The organism is Sphingobacterium sp. SGG-5 (assembly GCF_011043525.1).
GTDB lineage: Bacteria > Bacteroidota > Bacteroidia > Sphingobacteriales > Sphingobacteriaceae > Sphingobacterium.
On the sequence record NZ_JAAKGO010000004.1, the window covers coordinates 1 to 19,342 of the forward strand.

The 19,342-nt window shown below is 44.6% G+C and carries 17 protein-coding genes and 1 other RNA gene; 6 read left to right on the top strand and 12 right to left on the bottom strand.

Annotated features, from left to right (window positions below; translation table 11 throughout):
* Window positions 1-69: 69 nt before the first annotated feature.
* Window positions 70-438: a transfer-messenger RNA gene (gene ssrA, locus G5B30_RS06500) on the bottom strand.
* A 138-nt stretch (window positions 439-576) separates the two neighbouring features.
* Here ssrA and G5B30_RS06505 point away from each other — a divergent pair.
* Together G5B30_RS06505 and aroQ are read left to right on the top strand one after the other, a co-directional pair.
* Window positions 577-2,205, top strand: coding sequence for a gliding motility protein RemB (locus G5B30_RS06505; RefSeq protein ID WP_240903125.1), 1,629 nt, complete (start codon window positions 577-579; stop codon window positions 2,203-2,205).
* 71 nt (window positions 2,206-2,276) lie between these two features.
* A complete protein-coding gene (aroQ, locus tag G5B30_RS06510) occupies window positions 2,277-2,693 on the top strand; it encodes a type II 3-dehydroquinate dehydratase (protein ID WP_165319174.1) in 417 nt (138 codons plus the stop codon).
* Between the two features lie 6 nt (window positions 2,694-2,699).
* On the opposite strand, the gene G5B30_RS06515 is transcribed toward aroQ, so the two are convergent.
* Both G5B30_RS06515 and lgt read right to left on the bottom strand, forming a co-directional pair.
* Window positions 2,700-3,893 (bottom strand): multidrug effflux MFS transporter, encoded by a 1,194-nt coding sequence (locus tag G5B30_RS06515; RefSeq protein ID WP_165319175.1) that lies wholly within the window; start codon window positions 3,891-3,893, stop codon window positions 2,700-2,702.
* Window positions 3,890-4,732, bottom strand: a complete 843-nt coding sequence (gene lgt / locus G5B30_RS06520) for a prolipoprotein diacylglyceryl transferase (protein WP_165319176.1) — start codon at window positions 4,730-4,732, stop codon at window positions 3,890-3,892. The genes G5B30_RS06515 and lgt overlap by 4 nt, the downstream gene beginning before the upstream one ends.
* A 157-nt stretch (window positions 4,733-4,889) precedes the next feature.
* Between lgt and G5B30_RS06525 the strand changes: the two genes are divergently transcribed.
* Genes G5B30_RS06525 through G5B30_RS06535 form a run of 3 tightly spaced genes read left to right on the top strand, consistent with a single transcriptional unit; the run spans window position 4,890 to window position 7,875 of the window.
* Entirely contained in the window at window positions 4,890-6,005 is a 1,116-nt protein-coding gene (locus G5B30_RS06525) for a M42 family metallopeptidase (RefSeq protein WP_165319177.1), read from the top strand.
* A 13-nt stretch (window positions 6,006-6,018) separates the two neighbouring features.
* Complete coding sequence (locus G5B30_RS06530; protein ID WP_165319178.1) at window positions 6,019-6,336, top strand: DUF3467 domain-containing protein; 318 nt, start codon at window positions 6,019-6,021, stop codon at window positions 6,334-6,336.
* A gap of 30 nt (window positions 6,337-6,366) precedes the next feature.
* On the top strand, window positions 6,367-7,875 hold the full coding sequence (locus G5B30_RS06535; protein ID WP_165319179.1) for a carbon-nitrogen hydrolase family protein: 1,509 nt from the start codon (window positions 6,367-6,369) through the stop codon (window positions 7,873-7,875).
* A 5-nt stretch (window positions 7,876-7,880) separates the two neighbouring features.
* Here the strand turns inward: G5B30_RS06535 and asnA are convergent, their stop codons facing one another.
* From asnA to G5B30_RS06550, 3 genes are all read right to left on the bottom strand, one after another.
* Entirely contained in the window at window positions 7,881-8,885 is a 1,005-nt protein-coding gene (gene asnA, locus G5B30_RS06540) for an aspartate--ammonia ligase (protein WP_206367040.1), read from the bottom strand.
* Window positions 8,886-9,070: 185 nt separating this feature from the next.
* A complete protein-coding gene (locus G5B30_RS06545; protein WP_165319181.1) occupies window positions 9,071-9,397 on the bottom strand; it encodes a HesB/IscA family protein in 327 nt (108 codons plus the stop codon).
* An 84-nt stretch (window positions 9,398-9,481) separates the two neighbouring features.
* Window positions 9,482-10,651 carry a cysteine desulfurase family protein gene (locus G5B30_RS06550; RefSeq protein WP_165319182.1) on the bottom strand — a complete coding sequence of 390 codons (1,170 nt, stop codon included), beginning with the start codon at window positions 10,649-10,651 and terminating at the stop codon, window positions 9,482-9,484.
* A 57-nt stretch (window positions 10,652-10,708) separates the two neighbouring features.
* Here G5B30_RS06550 and G5B30_RS06555 point away from each other — a divergent pair, with 57 nt between their 5' ends.
* Entirely contained in the window at window positions 10,709-11,527 is an 819-nt protein-coding gene (locus tag G5B30_RS06555) for a mechanosensitive ion channel family protein (RefSeq protein WP_240903126.1), read from the top strand.
* Window positions 11,528-11,536: 9 nt separating this feature from the next.
* Here G5B30_RS06555 and G5B30_RS06560 read toward each other — a convergent pair whose 3' ends face one another.
* The 6 genes from G5B30_RS06560 to G5B30_RS06585 form a co-directional block, all read right to left on the bottom strand.
* Window positions 11,537-11,683: a hypothetical protein gene (locus G5B30_RS06560; protein WP_165319183.1), complete on the bottom strand. Its 147-nt coding sequence runs from the start codon at window positions 11,681-11,683 to the stop codon at window positions 11,537-11,539.
* Between the two features lie 91 nt (window positions 11,684-11,774).
* Entirely contained in the window at window positions 11,775-13,115 is a 1,341-nt protein-coding gene (gene glpT, locus G5B30_RS06565; RefSeq protein WP_165319184.1) for a glycerol-3-phosphate transporter, read from the bottom strand.
* A gap of 9 nt (window positions 13,116-13,124) precedes the next feature.
* Entirely contained in the window at window positions 13,125-14,039 is a 915-nt protein-coding gene (locus tag G5B30_RS06570; protein ID WP_165319185.1) for a glycerophosphodiester phosphodiesterase family protein, read from the bottom strand.
* A gap of 130 nt (window positions 14,040-14,169) precedes the next feature.
* Window positions 14,170-16,164, bottom strand: coding sequence for a calcineurin-like phosphoesterase C-terminal domain-containing protein (locus G5B30_RS06575; RefSeq protein ID WP_165319186.1), 1,995 nt, complete (start codon window positions 16,162-16,164; stop codon window positions 14,170-14,172).
* 97 nt (window positions 16,165-16,261) lie between these two features.
* The gene (locus G5B30_RS06580; protein ID WP_165319187.1) at window positions 16,262-17,857 is read right to left on the bottom strand and encodes a DUF5689 domain-containing protein; all 1,596 of its coding nucleotides are present in this window, start codon (window positions 17,855-17,857) and stop codon (window positions 16,262-16,264) included.
* 24 nt (window positions 17,858-17,881) lie between these two features.
* Entirely contained in the window at window positions 17,882-19,342 is a 1,461-nt protein-coding gene (locus G5B30_RS06585) for a SusD/RagB family nutrient-binding outer membrane lipoprotein (protein ID WP_165319188.1), read from the bottom strand.

Here is a 19,342-nt window from a genome sequence, read left to right on the forward strand (position 1 = left end):
GTTCAAACCCTCTTGTCGGGTTCTCATCCCTCCTAAAAAATAAAAGCCCAACTTCCGTTGAGCTTTTATTCGTGGAGTCGGAGGGATTCGAACCCTCGTCCAAACATAGTATGATTTACGCTTTCTACATGCTTAGCTTCTCTTTAATTGTCGGGAGAGGGAAGGTGAGTCGCGTACCTATACCGTTCTCCGTAGTTGCTGTATCTCACCGAATGCTTAGCAACATCACATCGGCCAGTTCTATTGTTCGATGCCCCTGATGTTAGACCAAAGAACAGGATCTAACGGGACAAATAGCTATGCTAAGTCTAACTTAGGCAGCTAAGGCGTAGTTATTTTCGCCAGTTATAAAGTTGAAAGTTCAGATTAAAGTGCTCTACTAACAACGCACTGCATGCTTACATAACCATCGCTATCCTGTCTATTCCGGTCGACCCCAATGATTATGAACTACAAATTTACACATATTCTTTGAATTACACACTGTCCAAAGGTTTAATCTTGGCACAATATTCGTTAGTATAACCGCATAAAAGCTAATAAAAAATATTACCTTGCATGATGTTATCCACGATTATGAATAATTGCATAGCAATTATAAGTTTGACCTTGGCGTTATCCATCGGGTCGACTGTCATGGCACAGATAAAAAATCAGACCTATTCGTATCAACACTATCAAAAGTATAACAGCCTATTATATAGTCCGGAGACAAGATTGCATACCGCCTCCAAGCCCTTTCTTTTTAAAGATGACCTGCTTTCACGGTTTGATTCCCTGCATTCGATACATCCCGTGGAGTCCAGAAGCTGGGTCGTGCGCAAACTGTTTAATGAACATCTCGTAGACGTAAAGAAAGACGACCATACGTTTTATCTCGATTTTCTGCCCGATTTTGTACTCGGAAGAGACCTGATCGATAAAGAGCGGCAGTCTACGTGGATCAATACACGGGGCGTACAAGCGGGATTGACCATCAAAGATAAGTTTACGTTTTACACCAATTTCTTTGAAAATCAGGCGATATTTCCACGTTATATCGGCGATTATATTACCGACAACCAGGTTGTCCCCGGTCAGGGAACGGTAGAAAATCTGGCGAACGGTAAAAAAGACTGGATGTATGCTACAGCAAGTCTATCTTACGATTTCAGTGATTATTTTCAGGTTACCTTGGCCTACGATAAAAATCATATTGGCGACGGCTATCGTTCGGTGTTACTATCGGATATTTCGTCCAACTATACACATCTGAAATTCACCGGAAATATCGGTAACGTACAATATACGTCGATGTGGGCCTATATGTTAGATCAGAAAAACCCGCGTGTAGACGAGGACCTGGAGACTGGTCGATATGGAGATGGTATCAAGTGGGGGGCCTTTCAATACCTGGACTATAATGCAACGAACCGGCTTTCGGTGGGACTTTTTCAAGCGGTGATATGGGCCAACCATAATCAGGCGGGGTACCGCAACTTTGACTTTAACTACAGTAATCCGGCTATATTCCTACGTCCGGTTGAATCAAACAATTCATCGTCGCCTGACAAGATGTTTTTAGGCTTGAATGCGAAGTATAAAACCTTTCGAAACGTTACAGCCTACGGACAATTTTTATTAGGTGAATTTACAGCAAAGGAATTTTTCGCTAACAATGGCTATAAGCACAACAAATGGGGCGCACAGCTGGGTATCAAAGGCTATGATGCTTTTGGGATACAAAACCTGAACTTTTTGGGCGAGTATAACCTGGTACGACCGTATACCTATCAGCATTTTGTCTCTATCTCAAATTACAGCAATTACGGCGAGCCACTGGCACATCCGCGGGGGGCAAACTTCCGTGAAGTGGTGGGTATAGCGAATTATTCGTGGGACAGAATGGACTTTTCTTTACAGGGAACATGGAGTGGCTTCGGTACGGATCCTGTCGGTGAAGACCTGAATATGGGAGGGAATATCTTTAAGTCGTACCGAACGGCACCGAATACGTACGGCAACAAGATCGGGCAGGGGGTAGCGAACGATCTGTATTATGCCGATGCGCGAGCGGCGTATGTGCTTAACCCGAAGTACAACCTTCGGCTGGAAGTGGGATATACACAACGTTATCGCCGTATTGAGGGTGAGAATACACAGAAATCGGGTTTGGTAACCTTTGGCTTGCGCTCTTCGTTCCGCAATTTTTATTGCGATTTTTAAGAGGGTACAAAAACTCATTTAGTATTCTGTTCGTGAATGCGAAGCATTTTTTCTAAGTTTGTGTATTGACGATGAAAAGAATTTTAATAATAAACGGACCAAATCTTAACCTCTTGGGAACAAGGGAGAAGAGTATCTATGGCGAGCTGTCTTTTGAACAATACTTCAAAGAGCTGAAGGCAAAATACCCATCGCTCGACTTGCACTATTTTCAAAGTAATGTCGAAGGAGTGATTATTGATAAACTACACGAAGTGGGATTCGACTTTGATGGTATTGTTCTCAATGCGGGGGCGTATACACATACGTCTGTAGCTATTGCAGATGCTATCGCTGCCATAAATACGCCTGTTGTAGAGGTGCATATCTCCAATGTGCATCAGCGGGAATCGTTCCGCCATCATTCTTATTTGTCCAAAAACTGCAAAGGGGTTATCCTTGGTTTTGGTTTGGATAGCTACCGACTGGGCATAGCGAGTTTTTTATAACTGTCGTTAAATAGCTAATTTCCGCATACTATTGGTCACCATAAGGTGTAGCACCAAGGCTACGGTGGCGCAACCACACATGACAGCGACCATCGGCATGGCGGTATTGTTGTGAAGATAACTCACCAATGCCGAGGTCAATGCGCCGAAGCCCATCTGTATACTTCCAAGCAGTGCAGAAGCACTTCCTGCGGCGGCCTTGAAAGGGGAGAGCGCCAGCGCCGAGGTGTTCGGGAAAATAAAACCCTGTCCAAATAAATAGAAGAATATCAACAACAATAGTACGGTCAGCGTCAGCGTATCGGTGGCGTAGGAGATCACCATCAATATGCCGATAATGGATTGCCAGATGTTGGCAATCTTGCTGATCTGCCTGCTGCTCCAGCGTTTCAAAAGCCAGCGATTTAATTGCGTAGCGATTATTAAGGCAGAAGCGACAAATGCGAAGGCTAAACCATATTCACTTTGAGTCAGACCATAATATTCCTGCATCACATACGAAGAACCTGCTAAATACGCATATAGCCCAGCGGAGGCGATGGAACCGATCATACAGTAAGACAAGAAAACTTTATTGACAAAGACGCCCCAGAAATTGCTAAGCACGAATCGTGGGCGAAGCGACAGTGACCGGTTGCCGGCATAGGATTCGGGAAGCAAGAACTTGGTGCAAACCAGAATGATAAAAGCAATAACAAAAAGAGAAATAAAGATATAGTGCCAATCGAAATATTTCAGCAAAAGTGCTCCGGCACTAGGGGCTAAAATGGGGGAGATGGCGATGACCAACATCAGGAGACTGAAAACACGAGCAGCCTCCCGGGTGTCGTAATAATCCTGTACCATCGCGCGTGCAGCGACCATACCGGCGCAACTTCCCAGTGCCTGTACAAAGCGAAGGGCGATCAGTTGGTCGACATCTTGGGCAAAGACACAACAGATGGAAGCGATCGAATAAATGACCAGCCCGATCATGAGCGGTTTTTTACGACCATATTTGTCCAGTAACGGACCATATACCATCTGGCCGATGGCAATACCGACAAAGTAACTGGTTAAAGACAACTGTACATGGGCTATCGGCGAATTAAAATCCCGCGCGATAGTTTCGAAGGCTGGGAGGTACATGTCTATGGAGAATGGACCTATAGCCGATAATAATCCTAAAATGAGTAATATTACAGTTGTGTTGGACTTCATTTTTTCGCCTCTACTGGTGTACCTTTGACTTTTCGGAACACCAGATAGATACCTGCAAGAATGAAGGGGACACTTAACAACTGCCCCATATTGATGAACATATCGTTTTCAAAAGCCTCCTGATTTTCCTTGAAGAACTCTATTACAAAACGGATGCCAAATAAGCCTATCAAAAATATACCGAAAAGAAGTCCTGGTTTCGGTGATTTATTCTTACGGTAGAACGACCATAGTATAATAAACAAAATTACATACCCAACTGCTTCATAGAGCTGACCAGGATGTCGGGGTAGCTGATCGACCTTGGTAAATACGATGGCCCACGGTAAATCCGGATCGGCGACTTTTCCGATGATTTCGGAGTTGAAGAAATTGCCCAGGCGCACAAAAGCTCCAGCTAAAGGAACAACAAGAATAAGACGATCGGCAATCCACAAAAAATCGGTCTTCGCTTTTTTGGCGTAAAGATATAATCCGACCAAGATACCCACCGCAGCACCGTGAGAAGCCAACCCCATAAAACCTGTTAGTTTCCAGGCACCGTCGATTTTGCGAAATGGAAGTATCATTTCCAAAGGATGCTGCATGTAATAATCGAACTCGTAAAACAGACAGTGTCCTAACCGTGCACCGATTAATGTACCTAAGAACATATAAATACTAAACCGGTCGAGGTCTTCCTGAGTCTTTCCTTCCCGTTTAAAAACCTTCAACATCAGGTAATAAGATACAGCGAAAGCGAGGAGCCAGCAAAGCGAATAATAGCGTACGCCAAAGGAACCGATAGAGAAAAGTTCTTCCTTGCCCGCCCAGTGAATAACGTTAAAAATAAGATCCATAGATTGCGTTTTGTGCTGTAAACTTAGATAAATAAAGTTTTATATGCAATATAAATGTAGCGCATAAAACCCTGTTTCCTGTAGAATTGGAAGTAATGGAAGAATAATTTTTGGAATACCATAATTATTTCTAATTTGTCGGAAAGTATATTTTAATATGGCAAAGAAAAGTAGTAAAGAACGCATACACAAACCCGTAGTCACACCGGAATCACTGACATTTTTTGAAAAATATATTAATAACCCATCGCCTACAGGCTTTGAATGGCAAGGACAGCGGATGTGGCTGGATTATCTGAAACCCTACGTAGACGATACGTATATTGATAATTATGGAACAGCGGTCGGGGTTATCAACCCCAAAGCGAAGTATAGGGTGGTGATTGAGGCGCATGCCGACGAAATTTCCTGGTTTGTTAATTATATCACGAAGGATGGATTGATCTACGTCATACGAAATGGCGGGTCAGACCATCAGATTGCGCCGTCGAAGCGTGTCAATATCCATACCGATAAGGGGATTGTCAAAGCTGTATTTGGGTGGCCGGCGATCCATACACGTTCCAATGAAAAAGAAGAAACACCGACATTAAAAAATATATTTTTGGATTGTGGCTGTACATCCAAAGAGGAAGTCGAAGCGTTGGGTATACATGTCGGCTCTGTAGTCACCTACGAAGATGAGTTTATGATCTTAAACGATCGGTATTATGTCGGCCGTGCGCTGGACAATAGAGCCGGTGGTTTCATGATCGCTGAGGTTGCGCGGCTGCTGAAAGAGCACAAGAAAAAACTACCTTTTGGTCTTTATATTGTGAACTCGGTACAAGAGGAAATTGGATTACGAGGAGCAGAGATGATAGCGGATTACATCAAACCGCATGTAGCGATCATCACCGACGTTACGCACGATACACAGACACCGATGATCAATAAAGTCACCCAAGGTGATCTGGCCTGTGGGAAGGGACCGGTCGTTTCTTATGCGCCGGCTGTACAGATCAACCTCAACCGGCAGTTGATCGAAGTCGCACAGAAAAATAATATTCCATTCCAACGGCAAGCCTCTTCGCGGTATACTGGTACAGATACCGATGCCTTTGCTTATTCCAATGGAGGCGTACCGTCGGCACTGATTTCTTTGCCCCTTCGTTATATGCACACCACCGTCGAAATGATCCATAAAGAAGATGTGGATAACGTGATCCGTCTGATATACGAAATGGTATTATCGCTGCAAGATGGGCAAGATTTCAGAACTTTTAATAAATAAGTAAATCACTATTATGAGCAATCAAAATAATCCCGAAAATCAAGAGTTAAGTATAGAGCTGAGTGAAGATATCGCCGAAGGCATTTATTCCAACCTGGCGATTATCACACATTCCAACACGGAGTTTGTTTTAGACTTTATCCGTATTATGCCGGGGGTGCCGAAGGCGAAGGTAAAGTCCCGTATTGTGTTGACGCCTGAGCATGCAAAACGGCTGTTGGGTGCGTTACAGGACAATATTAGTAAATTTGAAGGACAGAATGGTACCATAGCGACTTCCAAGGATATTCCGTTTCCACTCAATTTTGGTGGTCCTGCGGGAGAAGCGTAAATATAACACGGGAATATAAAGGGATAGGCAATGGATATTAATGTTCGGCAGCTTTCAAAAAAGGATTACAACGATCTGAAAAACTCCATGAAACAGGCTTATCAAGGCTTGGGAGAAATCTGGTCGCGGGAAAATATCGTCGATCTCATCGATCTGTTTCCCGAAGGGCAACTGTGTGTGGAAGTCGATGGGCGTGTCGTGGCCTGTGCACTTTCTATCATCCTTGATTCGAAAAAGAACAACGTCTATGACAGTTATTACGAAATAATTGATGATGGTAAGTTCACGAAGCATGATTATGACGGCGATATACTCTATGGGATTGAAGTGTTCGTACATCCCGATTACCGATCGTTGCGCTTAGGGCGCCGTCTGTATGATTCGCGTAAGGAGCTTTGCGAACAGATGAACCTGCGGAGTATCTTGGCAGGAGGGCGTATCCCGAATTACTTCAGCTTTGCCGCCGATATGTCGCCCAAGGTGTATATCGAGAAAGTAAAACGGAAAGAGATCTACGATCCGACATTGACGTTCCAGCTGTCGAATGATTTTCATGTCAAAAAGATCCTGAAGCATTACCTGCCCGGCGATACCGAGTCGAAGGAGTTTGCCACCCTGTTGGAATGGAATAATATCTATTATGAATCGGAGACACGATCGATATCGGCCACGAAGCAAACGATTCGTCTCGGACTCGTGCAATGGCAGATGCGTCTATTTAAAGATATCGATGAGTTTTACGATCAGGTCGAATTCTTTGTGGATGCCGTAAGTGATTACGGAGCTGATTTTGCAGTCTTCCCTGAATTTTTCAATACACCCTTAATCAGCCCTTTCAACGACCTGCCCGAGCGTATGGCGATGGAGAAGCTCGCTGAGCATACGAAGGAGATTACAGCGAAGATACAGGAGTTCGCGGTCTCTTATAATGTCAATATTATATCCGGCTCCATGCCGCTTTTTGAGCGGGGAAAGTTATATAATGTCTCTTACCTTTGTCACCGGAATGGACAGATCGATTCGTTCCGAAAGATACACATTACGCCCAACGAGATGCGGTACTACGGTATGGTAGGCGGGAGTGAAGTAAAAGTCTTCGATACTGATTGCGGAAAGGTCGGACTGTTGATCTGCTACGATGTAGAATTCCCAGAATTGAGCCGTATTCTGGCCGAACAGGGTATGCAGATTTTATTTGTACCGTTCATGACAGATACGCAGAACGGCTATATGCGTGTTCGCCATTGTGCGCAGGCACGTGCTATCGAAAATGAATGTTATGTGGCTATTGCAGGATCCGTAGGTAACTTACCCCGGGTGAATAATATGGATATACAATATTCTCAATCGGCGGTATTTACGCCTTCGGATTTTGCTTTTCCGAACAATGCGATCAAGGCTGAAGCCACACCCAATACCGAGATGGTATTGATTGCCGACGTTGACCTCTATGCTTTGCGGGATCTGCACGAGTACGGAACCGTCAAGAATCTGAAAGATAGACGGAAGGATTTATACGATGTAAAACTGTTGAAATAAATAGGCTACAACAAATAGATATTATCCTTTTGCAAGTTGCTCTTTTTGTTTTCGTCCCAGATGCTGACCTGGACCTCCCCGATATGGGATAGCTTCAGCATAAACATGCATACCCGGGATTGTCCGATTCCGCCACCGATGGATTGTGGCAGTTCATCATTCAGCAACATCTGATGGAAAGCCAATTCTGCTCGTTCGGCACAATGACGGATGACCAATTGTCTTTGAAGAGACTCCTTATCAACACGAATGCCCATGGACGACAATTCAAACGCGGCATGCAGCACAGGGTTCCAGATTAAAATATCCCCATTCAGACCTTTATAGCCATCTTCATTTTCCGTACTCCAATCGTCATAGTCAGCTGCTCGTCCGTCGTGTATAAAGCCGTTTGAAAGTTCGCCGCCGATGCCATACAGAAATACCGCTCCGTATTCCTTGGCAATAGCATTCTCCCGTTCTTTGGGCGTAAAGGTCGGATAACGTTGCAGTAACTCTTCTGAAGATATAAATTTAATTTCCGAGGGTAGTACTGCTTTTTTCTCCGGATATTGTTGTTCTACAGCTTGCTCGGTCTCGACCAATACCGCATATATCTTTTTTACCGTTTCTTTGAGGTAACGTAGATTACGATCTGTCGGTGAGATGACCTTCTCCCAATCCCATTGATCCACATATATCGAATGAATCGGCGAGTAGTCTTCATCCGGCCGCAAAGCCCGCATGTCGGTCACGATACCTTCTCCTTCTTCCAGGTCCAGTTCTCGCAGACGCACACGTTTCCACTTAGCAAGCGAATGCACAACTACAGCTCTTTGTTCGTCTAATGATTTGATGGGGAATGCGACAGGGCGTTCTATTCCATTTAAATCGTCGTTGATGCCGGTGCCATCCAATACCACCAATGGTGATGATACAGGTATTAGATTTAGCGCTTGTCTCAATTTTGTCGAGAATGTATCTTTAACAAATGTAATAGCTTGTTCTCGTTTCAATAAGTTACGTCCCATGTCCATCGCCCAAAGTTAAGCTTATCTTATAATATTGGCTTCTGATATAAAATTTGTAAAATAATTATGCAAATGTAATCAAAATGACAAGGAAAACGAATTATTAACCATATATGTGAAAAATAAAATAGAGCAGGTTTGACGAGCGTAAACCTGCGAAATGAATCGTGCTGAAATAGACCTATTTATACAGAAAAACTTTCGCCGCAGGCACAGGTTCGGGAGGCGTTGGGATTATGAAATTCGAACCCTTTTCCGTTGAGTCCGTCTGAATAATCGAGCTCCGTACCCGCAAGGTAGAGATAGGATTTAATGTCAAGACAAATCTTAATGCCGTTATCTTCGCAAAACTGATCACCTTTCTTCTCTTCGTTGTCGAAATGAAGCTTATAAGATAGCCCTGAACATCCGCCGCTTTCGACCGCTACACGTACAAAATAAGTGTCGTCATATTGCTCTGCCTGCATGATTTGGAGAACACGTTCCCTCGCTTTATCTGTAATCGTTACCATACCTTATCTTTCTGTCAGTTTCCGATACAAATTTCGGAATTATTTTCCATATATATAAGACGTATCGGTATATGAAATGTCATTTTAATCCAGCAGGCCGGCTTTATACATCTGCCAAACGGGAGATTGCGCTCTGATTTTCAGTACCGCCTGTCTCAGTTCGCTCACCGTCCGTTCGACCTCTTCTTTTGTGTTGAACTTGGAAAAGCTGAAACGTAAACTGCATAGCGCATCTTCATCCGACAATCCCATCGCCTTCAACACATGCGAAGGATCCCGGTCGCCCGACACACAGGCCGAACCTGAAGATACGGCGATATCTGGCATTTTGGTCATCAACTCCGCAGCTCGGACATGCTTAAAAAGCACATTGCTGGTGTTGGGCAGCCGTGGGCTGCGTGAAGCATGTATGTGTACATCTTCGATTTCCCCTTGTAGCGATTGTTCAAAATAATCTCTTAATGCACCTATGGACGCAGTATGATCTGTCGAAAGACGGATAGCTTCTCCCAATCCCACGATATTCGCTACCGGGTATGTTCCGCCCCGCAGTCCATTTTCCTGCTTGCCGCCATGGAGCAACGGTGTCAGTTGTATAGGTTTCCTTTTCCGACGTATATATAAGGCGCCTATTCCCTTCGGGCCGTGCATTTTATGACCGCTTAGACAGAGCATATCAATCGGGCATTGGGAAAGATCTATCGGTATTTTACCGATATACTGTGTGGTGTCGCAAAAAAACAAGACATCTCTACTTGTACACAATTCGGCAATCTGATCGATAGGGAATAAGACACCCGTCTCGTTGTTGGCGGCCATTAACGTCACCAGGATCGTGTCTGTCCGGATAGCATCGGACAGTTCGTCCAGATTGATCTGTCCTTCCGCATTGACAGCGAGATAGGTGATTTCCGCACCTTGACGTTCGACGTGTTCACAGGTCGTCAACACCGCTTTATGTTCGGTCTGACAGGTGATGATATGTTTCCCTTTGCGGCGATAACGGTCATATACACCTTTGATAACGGTATTGATAGCTTCAGTCGCACCACTCGTAAAGAAGATATCCTGCGGTTGAGCCTGTAACCGATCGGCGATCTCCAACCGCGCTTTTTCGATGGCCTGATGGGCTTTTCTTCCCAACTTATGCTGTATGCTGGAGGCATTACCGTACACTTCCCGGAGATAAGGAAGCATCGCTTCCAATACATCGTCGTCCAGTCGGGTGGTGGCGTTATTATCGAGGTAAATCATAGGATAAAGTTATTTAATAAAATTATACTTTTGTATAGAAAGAGGCTTATATATTATATGGAAAAATTTGAAACCAGTATTGAAAAATTAATTGACCTTCTTGTTCTAAAAATACCCAGTATCGCCATCGGCCTGTTGTTGCTTGTGGTGGGGCGGTATGTAATACGGTTTGTCTTAAAACTCATTGAGCGACGTTTTGAAAGGCGGGATGTCGATATCTCTATCCGTTCGTTCATCAGCAGTATCATACGATTTGTTTTATATGTATTGCTGATTCTCACGGCGGCGAATACGATGGGTATACAGACAACTTCTTTCATTGCTGCTTTGTCGGCCTTCGGCTTAGCCGTGGGTCTGGCCCTGCAGGGGAGTCTCTCCAATTTTGCAGGTGGCGTGTTGATTCTCTTGTTCCGGCCTTTTGAAGTCGGCGATTACATCAGCAGTAACAATGGGTCGGGAGGCACCGTAGAGCGTATCGATATTCTCTATACCACCTTGATCGATGACGACGGTATTCGGGTGTTTAGTCCGAATGGAACGTTGGCCAACTCGGTCATCAAGAATTATACGAAGATTACGTCACGGCGGATGCAGTTTTCTTTTTTGGTGTCCTACGATGTGAATATGAAAGTAGCCCGGGAGACGATCTTGGCTATATTTGAGGCCGATAGCCGTGTATTGGATAAGCCCCAAGCAGAGGTCGTTGTGGGCGAACTGAAGGATGGGGGCGTGGTGCTGATTGCACGGGCATGGGCCAAAAGGGAGAACTTCTGGGCGACGAGAAACGAGATTGCTGAAAACATTCAGGATAAGCTGGATGCAACAAATGTATCCTTTCCGGTCACAAGTATTAAGGTTTTATCCGATCAGGCGTAAAGTTAGCTGTTAATCCAACGCGTTGATCAGCACATAATAGCGGTAGGCTACGACGGCTTGTTGCAACTTACTCAGCTTCGACGGATCCAGCTTGCTGTACTTCGGTAGAAAGGCTTTATTGAGCTTGTTCAATAATCTGAATAGATATTTTTTCATCGATGTGACTCCATTTGGTAAGTATAAAAGTACAAAAAAGGAGCCAAAATAATTTTAGCTCCTTTTTTGATCGTGTTGCCTCGTTGTTGTATTACCTCAACTGTAGTAAGTCTTTCTCCCTTTTCCAGGTAAAGGCTGTAAATAGTACGGCCATGACACAGGCGAAGAGTACCGCTTCAAAGCTGGCGTTCCAGCCGCTGTGGTCGACCATAGCACCAAGCGCGGCATTGGCCAATAAGTCGCCGATAAAATAGCCGAACAGCCCGGTTAGCCCCGCCGCTGTACCAGCTGCTTTCTTTGGGACAAGATCGAGTGCTTGTACCCCGATCAGCATCACTGGCCCATAGATCAGGAAGCCAATGGTCCACAACGAAAGGTTGACCAGCCATGCTGTAGTTCCGGGAGTAACCCAATACACAAAAACAGCCGCGAAGGTCAGTACCATATAGATGATCGTCACCGGTGCCCGACGGCCTTTAAATAACTTGTCGCTCATTATCCCGCACAGTATCGTGCCCGGTATCGCGGCGAGCTCATAAACTGAAGCCGACCAGGTTGCCTCCGAAGCTGTAAAATGCTTGGCCTCCTGCAAATAGGTTGGTGCCCAATTGATGATGCCGTTTCGGACAAGATAGACAAATGCATTGGCGATAGCGATAAACCACAACATCTTGTTGTTGAATACGTATTTAAAGAAAATATCCTTTGCGCTAAATTCCTTTTCCTGTGATTTATCGTATGTCTTCGGGTAATCATTGTGGTATTCCTCAATAGGAGGGAGTCCACAGGATTGTGGGGTGTCTCTGACCAACAGGATGGATATCAGGGCGACCACAATAGCGATCAGTCCGGGAAAATAAAGACGCGCCTCCCAGCCCATGAATAATTCTACACCCAATATCGTCAGGGGACCGACCAGAAATCCCCCTACATTATGAGCCAGATTCCAGATAGACATGGTTGTACCCCGTTCCTTGATCGAATACCAGTGCACCACCACACGGCCACAGGCCGGCCATCCCATGCCTTGCACCCATCCATTGATGAATAGGAGGACGAACATAATGGCGATAGAAGAGGTCGCAAAAGGAGAGAAGCCCATGAAAACCATGGTCAGCGACGAGAGTATTAATCCCGTAGCCAGAAAATACCGGGCATTGCTTCGATCAGAAACATTACCCATTAAAAATTTACTTAGGCCGTAGGCGATAGAGATCGCCGACATGGCAAAGCCCAGTTCGGCCTTGCTGTAGCCCAGTGCATCCTGCAGGTCCTTGACGGCAAAGGAAAAATTCTTCCGCACAAAATAATACGCTGCATAACCAATGAATATGCCGATAAAGACCTGTAGACGGAGTTTCTTATATTCTGGATCAATCCGGTCGGCCGGTAACTGTGGTTTATGTGCTGCGGGTTTAAATAAATGGAGCATAGAATGGTGTTAAAATAAATTAGGATAGTCACTGATAATTCCGTCAACTTTCAAAGCTTCCAGCGCTTGAATTTCTTCTTTCGTATTGACCGTCCACGGCACAACCTTCATGCCCAGCTTCCTCGCATCATCCACAAATTTTTCATTGACCAGTTTGTAATACGGACTGATGATAAACGGCGTAAAGCCCAGTTCCTCGACGAGCTGCTCGAGGGATTTCTTATTTCCTCCACCAATGAGATAAGATGTTTTTATCTGCGGGTAAGTCTTGTTGATATACTGTATCGTTCTTTTGTCGAAAGATTGGATGACCGTCCGTTCGGCAATACCTTTTTCCAATACGACCTGTAACACTAAGTCTGAAAACTCCTGTGGTCCCGGATGGGCCTTATGGTCTTTCTTTTCACTGCTCTTGGTCTCTATATTATAAAACATGGGCGTTTTGCGTTTCTTCTTCGTATACGCCTCTGCTTCATCGATGAGGTCCGCCAATAACGCAATATGGGTAGACACCTTTTTTTGTTCCGGGAAATCGACATTGCCTTTTAGCCCCAGATCAAATTGACCTAGCTGCTCCCAGGTATAGCTATAGATCAGACCTTTGTTGTCCTTTCCTTTCAGTTCGTTACCATTGGTATAGGTCACAAATTTTGGATTCAGGTTATCATCGTGGTAGACGACGACCTTTTTGTCTTTGGTAATATGGCAATCCATTTCTAAGGTAGTCACCTTGGGGAGGTCAATAGCGAGTTTCATGGCACCAATTGAGTTCTCGGGATACAAACCCCGTGCGCCACGATGGCCCTCATAAGAAAACTCCGGAAACGTAGCATTCTGTGTCATAGTCGGTTTGAAAAGATTACATGATGAAATCCCGATACAGACAAGGAGTAGGGGGAAAGCTGATTTTTTAATAAATGACATTGTTTGTGATACTATTTTTAATTAAAGGTCTGCGCTTATCAAAGCTATTTAAAAATAACATATTATTTGGATAAGAAATAGTAACAATTCTATTTCTTACCCAAATAATTAAGCACTATTGTTTTTTTCATTATTTCATCGAATAAGTAAAAGCCTTTGGCCTGGTCATAGTTTCTGTGTAAACGCGACCGAAGCGATCCGTTACTTGAATGTTTAATGTAGTATTTGGTGCCGACGCTTTCACTTTGAACATATGAGATGTATTGTTCGAGTCGAATGTTGGGGTCGCATTTACATTCAATCTTTTCATGGCGTACGATATGATATGCAATGGATCTCGAGAGTTTAAGCGTGTCACGGTAAGTGGCGTCGGTTTCCCCTCTTCGGTCACGGACACTGTCCATTGCGGGTCGTATCCCCAGACATTGATCAGCACTTCATTATTCGTGTTTGGCGAATCAAAGCCGAATGAATAGCTTGGAATCATAGCGGTGTAAGTAGAATTCGCGTTAGGGGCATGGGCGGTCTTGGAGACTAACACGCTATTGAGATCATAGGATCTGAATTGATAATCTTTTTCATGACCGATGGATTTATAAAACCATTTGATATCGGTGCCATTCATTTCCCATACGCCATAGCCGGTCGGGCTGCCATCGGGCGCAATCTGGTTACCAGCACCGCCACTTGTCCCGGTCCACCACCAGGTACCACATACGGCTGCGGTATTGTGTTCCATAATTTTTCCACTATTGCGCTCTACTTTATAATTGACATGGGTGTGGCCTGTCAGCACGTGGACTTCGTTGAAGCGACTCAAGGCACTGACCAGTTCTGGTCCGTTGTCTAAGCGATATCCCGGTGTACTGCCATTGGAAGGCGGAGCATTGTTCAGCTGGATGTGTGTTGCTAACACGATCGGGGTGGATGACTCTACTGTGGCTAAATCTTTAGCCAGCCAGGCCATTTGGTCGTCGGTGACCTTGCCTTTGTAGTTCCGATCGCCGATTACGCCAGAACCACCTCCTGTATTGATCCATTCGGTATCGTCCAGTACGATATAATGAACCTTTCCCAAGTTAAACGAGTAATATGTAGGTCCCAATATATTACGGAATGGGTTTTCGGATAACCAATCATTGGTAAAATAGGGGTCGTTGTCGTGGTTGCCTATGACATTGAATATATGGATGTCATCGACCCTGTTGATTTCCGTGACATACTGTGGTATTGAAAAGTTTCTGCTGTACCAATAAAGGTCCCAGGTTAAATCCCCAAGAGTCAATCCATATACTTTCTTTCCCGCGGCTTTGTACGAAGCGATTACGCCGTTGATGTCAGTTAGAAATCCGGTTCGATATTGTGCAAGGTCGTCATTACGGTTTGCCAGATGAAAGTCGGCCATACTCAGAACGACGTGGTTTTCATTGTTGGTAGCGGTCAATTCAAAATCAACGGTTTCTACTATCTCAGGCGTTCCATGCAAGTACTTATAAAATTTGGGGAGGTTTCCATTACGTTCCTTTATTTCATAGTTCCCCGGAATGGAGACGAATACATAACCGGTACGTTTGTTGGAACTCAGGTAATATACCCCGTCATGGTCTGTTTTCGTGACATCATACCCGTCAGAAACCACTACATCCGCTAACCCCACACCGCCTACGTGAACCACACCTTTTATGGACTTACCTTGCTGGTCGGGTATATCTGTGCGCAATACCGTGTTGAACACCGTCGCGCCCAATACCTGGGATTCATTACCCCGACGAGCTATCAGGCGGTAACGGCTGCCGTCTGGCACACCGCTGGGAACGCGTACGGTAATATAATCTGCTTCTATACTGGTAGGTGTGGTATTGACCGATACCGAAGGGTTGTCAATCGAGTTAAATACGATGATATCACCGGTTTTAAATCCCTTCCCTTTGATCTTCACTTCTGTTGTCAGATTGCGATCATAGATCGTCGGTATGGAGATATCGGTAATCCGTAGTGTAGCTGGTTCTTCTTTCGGCGGAGGAGTAGAATCCCCGACGTCAGGTGATGTGCTCTTGCTACAGGACACACCTGAAGAGAAAAGAAGTAGGGCAAAAATGTATAAAAATAGATGTCTATATTTCATCAGTGGGTATTGTTTATTTTATTTGGAATACCATTCTGCTGCAACGGTAAACTGTTGCAGCAGAATGGTATTTATTCATTAATTACCATATTTATTGTTAGTCAACCTGTACAGTAGTGCCCGTGCCTTCTTCTATCTGGCTCAGCTGCGAATCCGGCAAAAGCAATTCGACAGTTTGTTGTCGGGGGGTAATCCACTCTCTGGTTGTCATATTAAATTCACCGCCCAGTTTGAAGAAAAAGCCCGTGTTGTCAGGTATAGAACTATAACCATGGTGTTCAAATTTAAAGTCATTCATACCTGGACCCATACGGACAAATGGAGTAGGAGTTAGGATTCCATTGACTTCCGTTTCCATGCTGTAATGGTCATTGTTCGGGATACGGTAGCCTTTTGTAGCTAAGCTGCCTTCTATGTCAACCAAACTGTTTACATAAGTGGTGTTCCCATAGAATACCGCATCGATCGGTACGGTGTTTTCTGCAATATTGGTACCGACAAATACACCAACACCTGACACGCGTCCACTATTGCCCATGATGTTGTTACCTGTAGGACTACCTGCATCGCCAAAACCATCTCCCCCTTCGCTGCTGTACATAAACGAACGAATCCAATTTGCGTCAGCGATACTAGTCGAGTTAGCTCCGTTGATCAGTTTATGGCCACTTCCTACATAGAAGTATTCGCCCTTGCGTACCACGCCTTCTGTCAAATTAAACTTGAAGGTACGTTGGCCTCCAGTAGCCCAACCTGCACCGGGAGCTTGTTGGGCATTCGGCGTATTGTTGGTTGCATTATTGGTGGTCACTACAGAAAACGATACTTCCGCAAAGTTAAGATCTACGTTGGCTTTTAGTTGGATGTATTCATGGTTCGCATCACTACTCCAAGGGTCTACACATAGCCCGGTAATAATGATGGGATTAGGACCGAGGTGCGACGCATCAGGTGTATCCGTCACATCCACCAAATTGTTGTCGTATCGTGGCCATACTACCAATCTTTCTGGTTGATTCGGTTCACGCATTAATATACCCGAAACATTCACATAAGAAGGTACCTCCATTGACGCAAAGGAAGCTGTAGGCGAGGTGTGGATATTTAAAATGTCGGATCCTGCAAAAAATTGCTTTGTTCCGTCAAATGTTTCTCCAGGTAATGGTTCTGGCGTGATTTGCACATTAAAAATCCGGACTAATGTGCCTTCATATTCTTCCGGACGTTGGTACGCTACATTTCCGGTAAGCGTACGGGTCTGTGCTTGTACCCCTTCTGCTATTTTTTCGATATCTGATTGCTGTATATCGTCAATGTACAAGAAGCCGTTTCTTCTTAACATTTTATCCGCAATATGTACGATAATCTCATCTCCTGGGTTATAATTCGAGGCAATAGATCCAACATTTAAGGCGATACCATGTATAATTGAATTTCTATCTTGTTGGATGACGATCATTCCTTCAGGGGCATTGCCAGCACTGTGGTCAGATATGACTACACCCCTCAGTTTTTCTGCTCCAGACATGAGGTCTTTGGTCAGAGATATATCACTTCCTTTGTGAATCATACGTAGGTCCTGTAAGACCATATAGGGGCTTAATGTACCGTCGGCAAAGTCCCTCTCCTCACATGATTGTATGAAAAGAGTAAACAACGGTAAGAATAGTAGAAATAAATATTGCTTTTTCATTGCATAATTTTTAAAGTTTAACCATTACGGGCGTTGCCACCATACATATGTGTTGACGTTATCAGGGCCTTGTTCTTGTACAGCGTTTCGGTAATTTTCCCTGTTGGTAGAAGATACATATACAGGATAATTGAGTCTTCTCGGCATTCTACCGTCATTTAAGTGCCCCGAGCGAATAGGCAGCTGCGGGTGGCCAGTTCGTCTATATTCGAACCATGATTGCAGATCGGTGAAATATAAAGCGTAATACTTTTGTATATGAATTCTTTCCATTTTATCCCATTCTGTATCCGTCTCATACCACACCGTAAGGGCAGTATTCATATAATCCGGATTAGTTGGTACATTGAGCCCCCATTGTGTAATGGCTGCGGTTATTCCCGCTTCATAATATACCTGTGCAGGTTGTGCGAATACCCAACCTTTGACTGCGGCCTCAGCGAGGATAAACTGGAGTTCCGCATAATTCATTATATTGCCAAGCAGGGGCTCGGACATGAGACTGGGGTTCGGTCTTGAGCCGACGACAGGCGGCTGACCTACAGGATATCCACTTGGAATACCGGAATAATCTCCCAATACAGCGGTGGCCCATTTTTGGAGTCGGGGGTCACTTCTATCCGCCAAATTGTCAATAAAGAAACTCGACATAGCAGGACTGTTCCAATCGCCCGGTCTCCACGTAGCAAAAGGTGACACATAGGGCGCTTGTCCCGTCCATCGCAATATGGCGGAATCATCGTTGTTCCGCATAATCGGGTATTCCGTTGGTTCCAGATCTACTATTTTAGTAATGATGCTGGAAGAGTTTAGCTCCGTTTTATGGGCTACGCGCAATGCTAATCGCAAATAGAGAGAGTTTCCGAATCGGCGCCATTTGTCTAAGTCACCTCCGAACACAGGATCAGACTGTGCGGAGATACTGGAATTTGACGCATTCTTCAACAGCTCATTTGCCTCTTCCAATTTTGCGAACAGCGAGGGGTAAATGTCCTGCTGCTTATCAAACACTGGGGTAAAATTGTTTTGGTCTCTGCCTTGTAACGCCTCCGAATAAGGTATGTCTCCATACGTATCTGTCAAAAGGGAAAATATCCATGCTTCGCAGATTTGCGCGACCCCTTTGTAACTATTTTGGTTTAGTTCATCTGCAAATTCATAGATGTCCCGAAAGTTACGCAACTGTAGATACCAGTTGTTCCACAGGTAGTCGGCTTCGTTGATTCGGATATCGTACCGGAATATCCGGCCTTCGCCATCTCCCATATTGACCGTAACCTGCATCAGTTCGTTGGTGATGCGTTGGCTTCGGCTCATATTGTATCCGACGACTTTAGTGAGAGCTGGGGCCAGTAGGTTTTCAGGTGTCACCCGTGGACTGGTGTTGGGATTCGTATTTATTTTGTCAAAATCCTTGTTGCAGGAACTCAGCATAGCCGAGAACCCCAATATTAATATAGTTTTAGATATTAAGTTCTTTTTCAT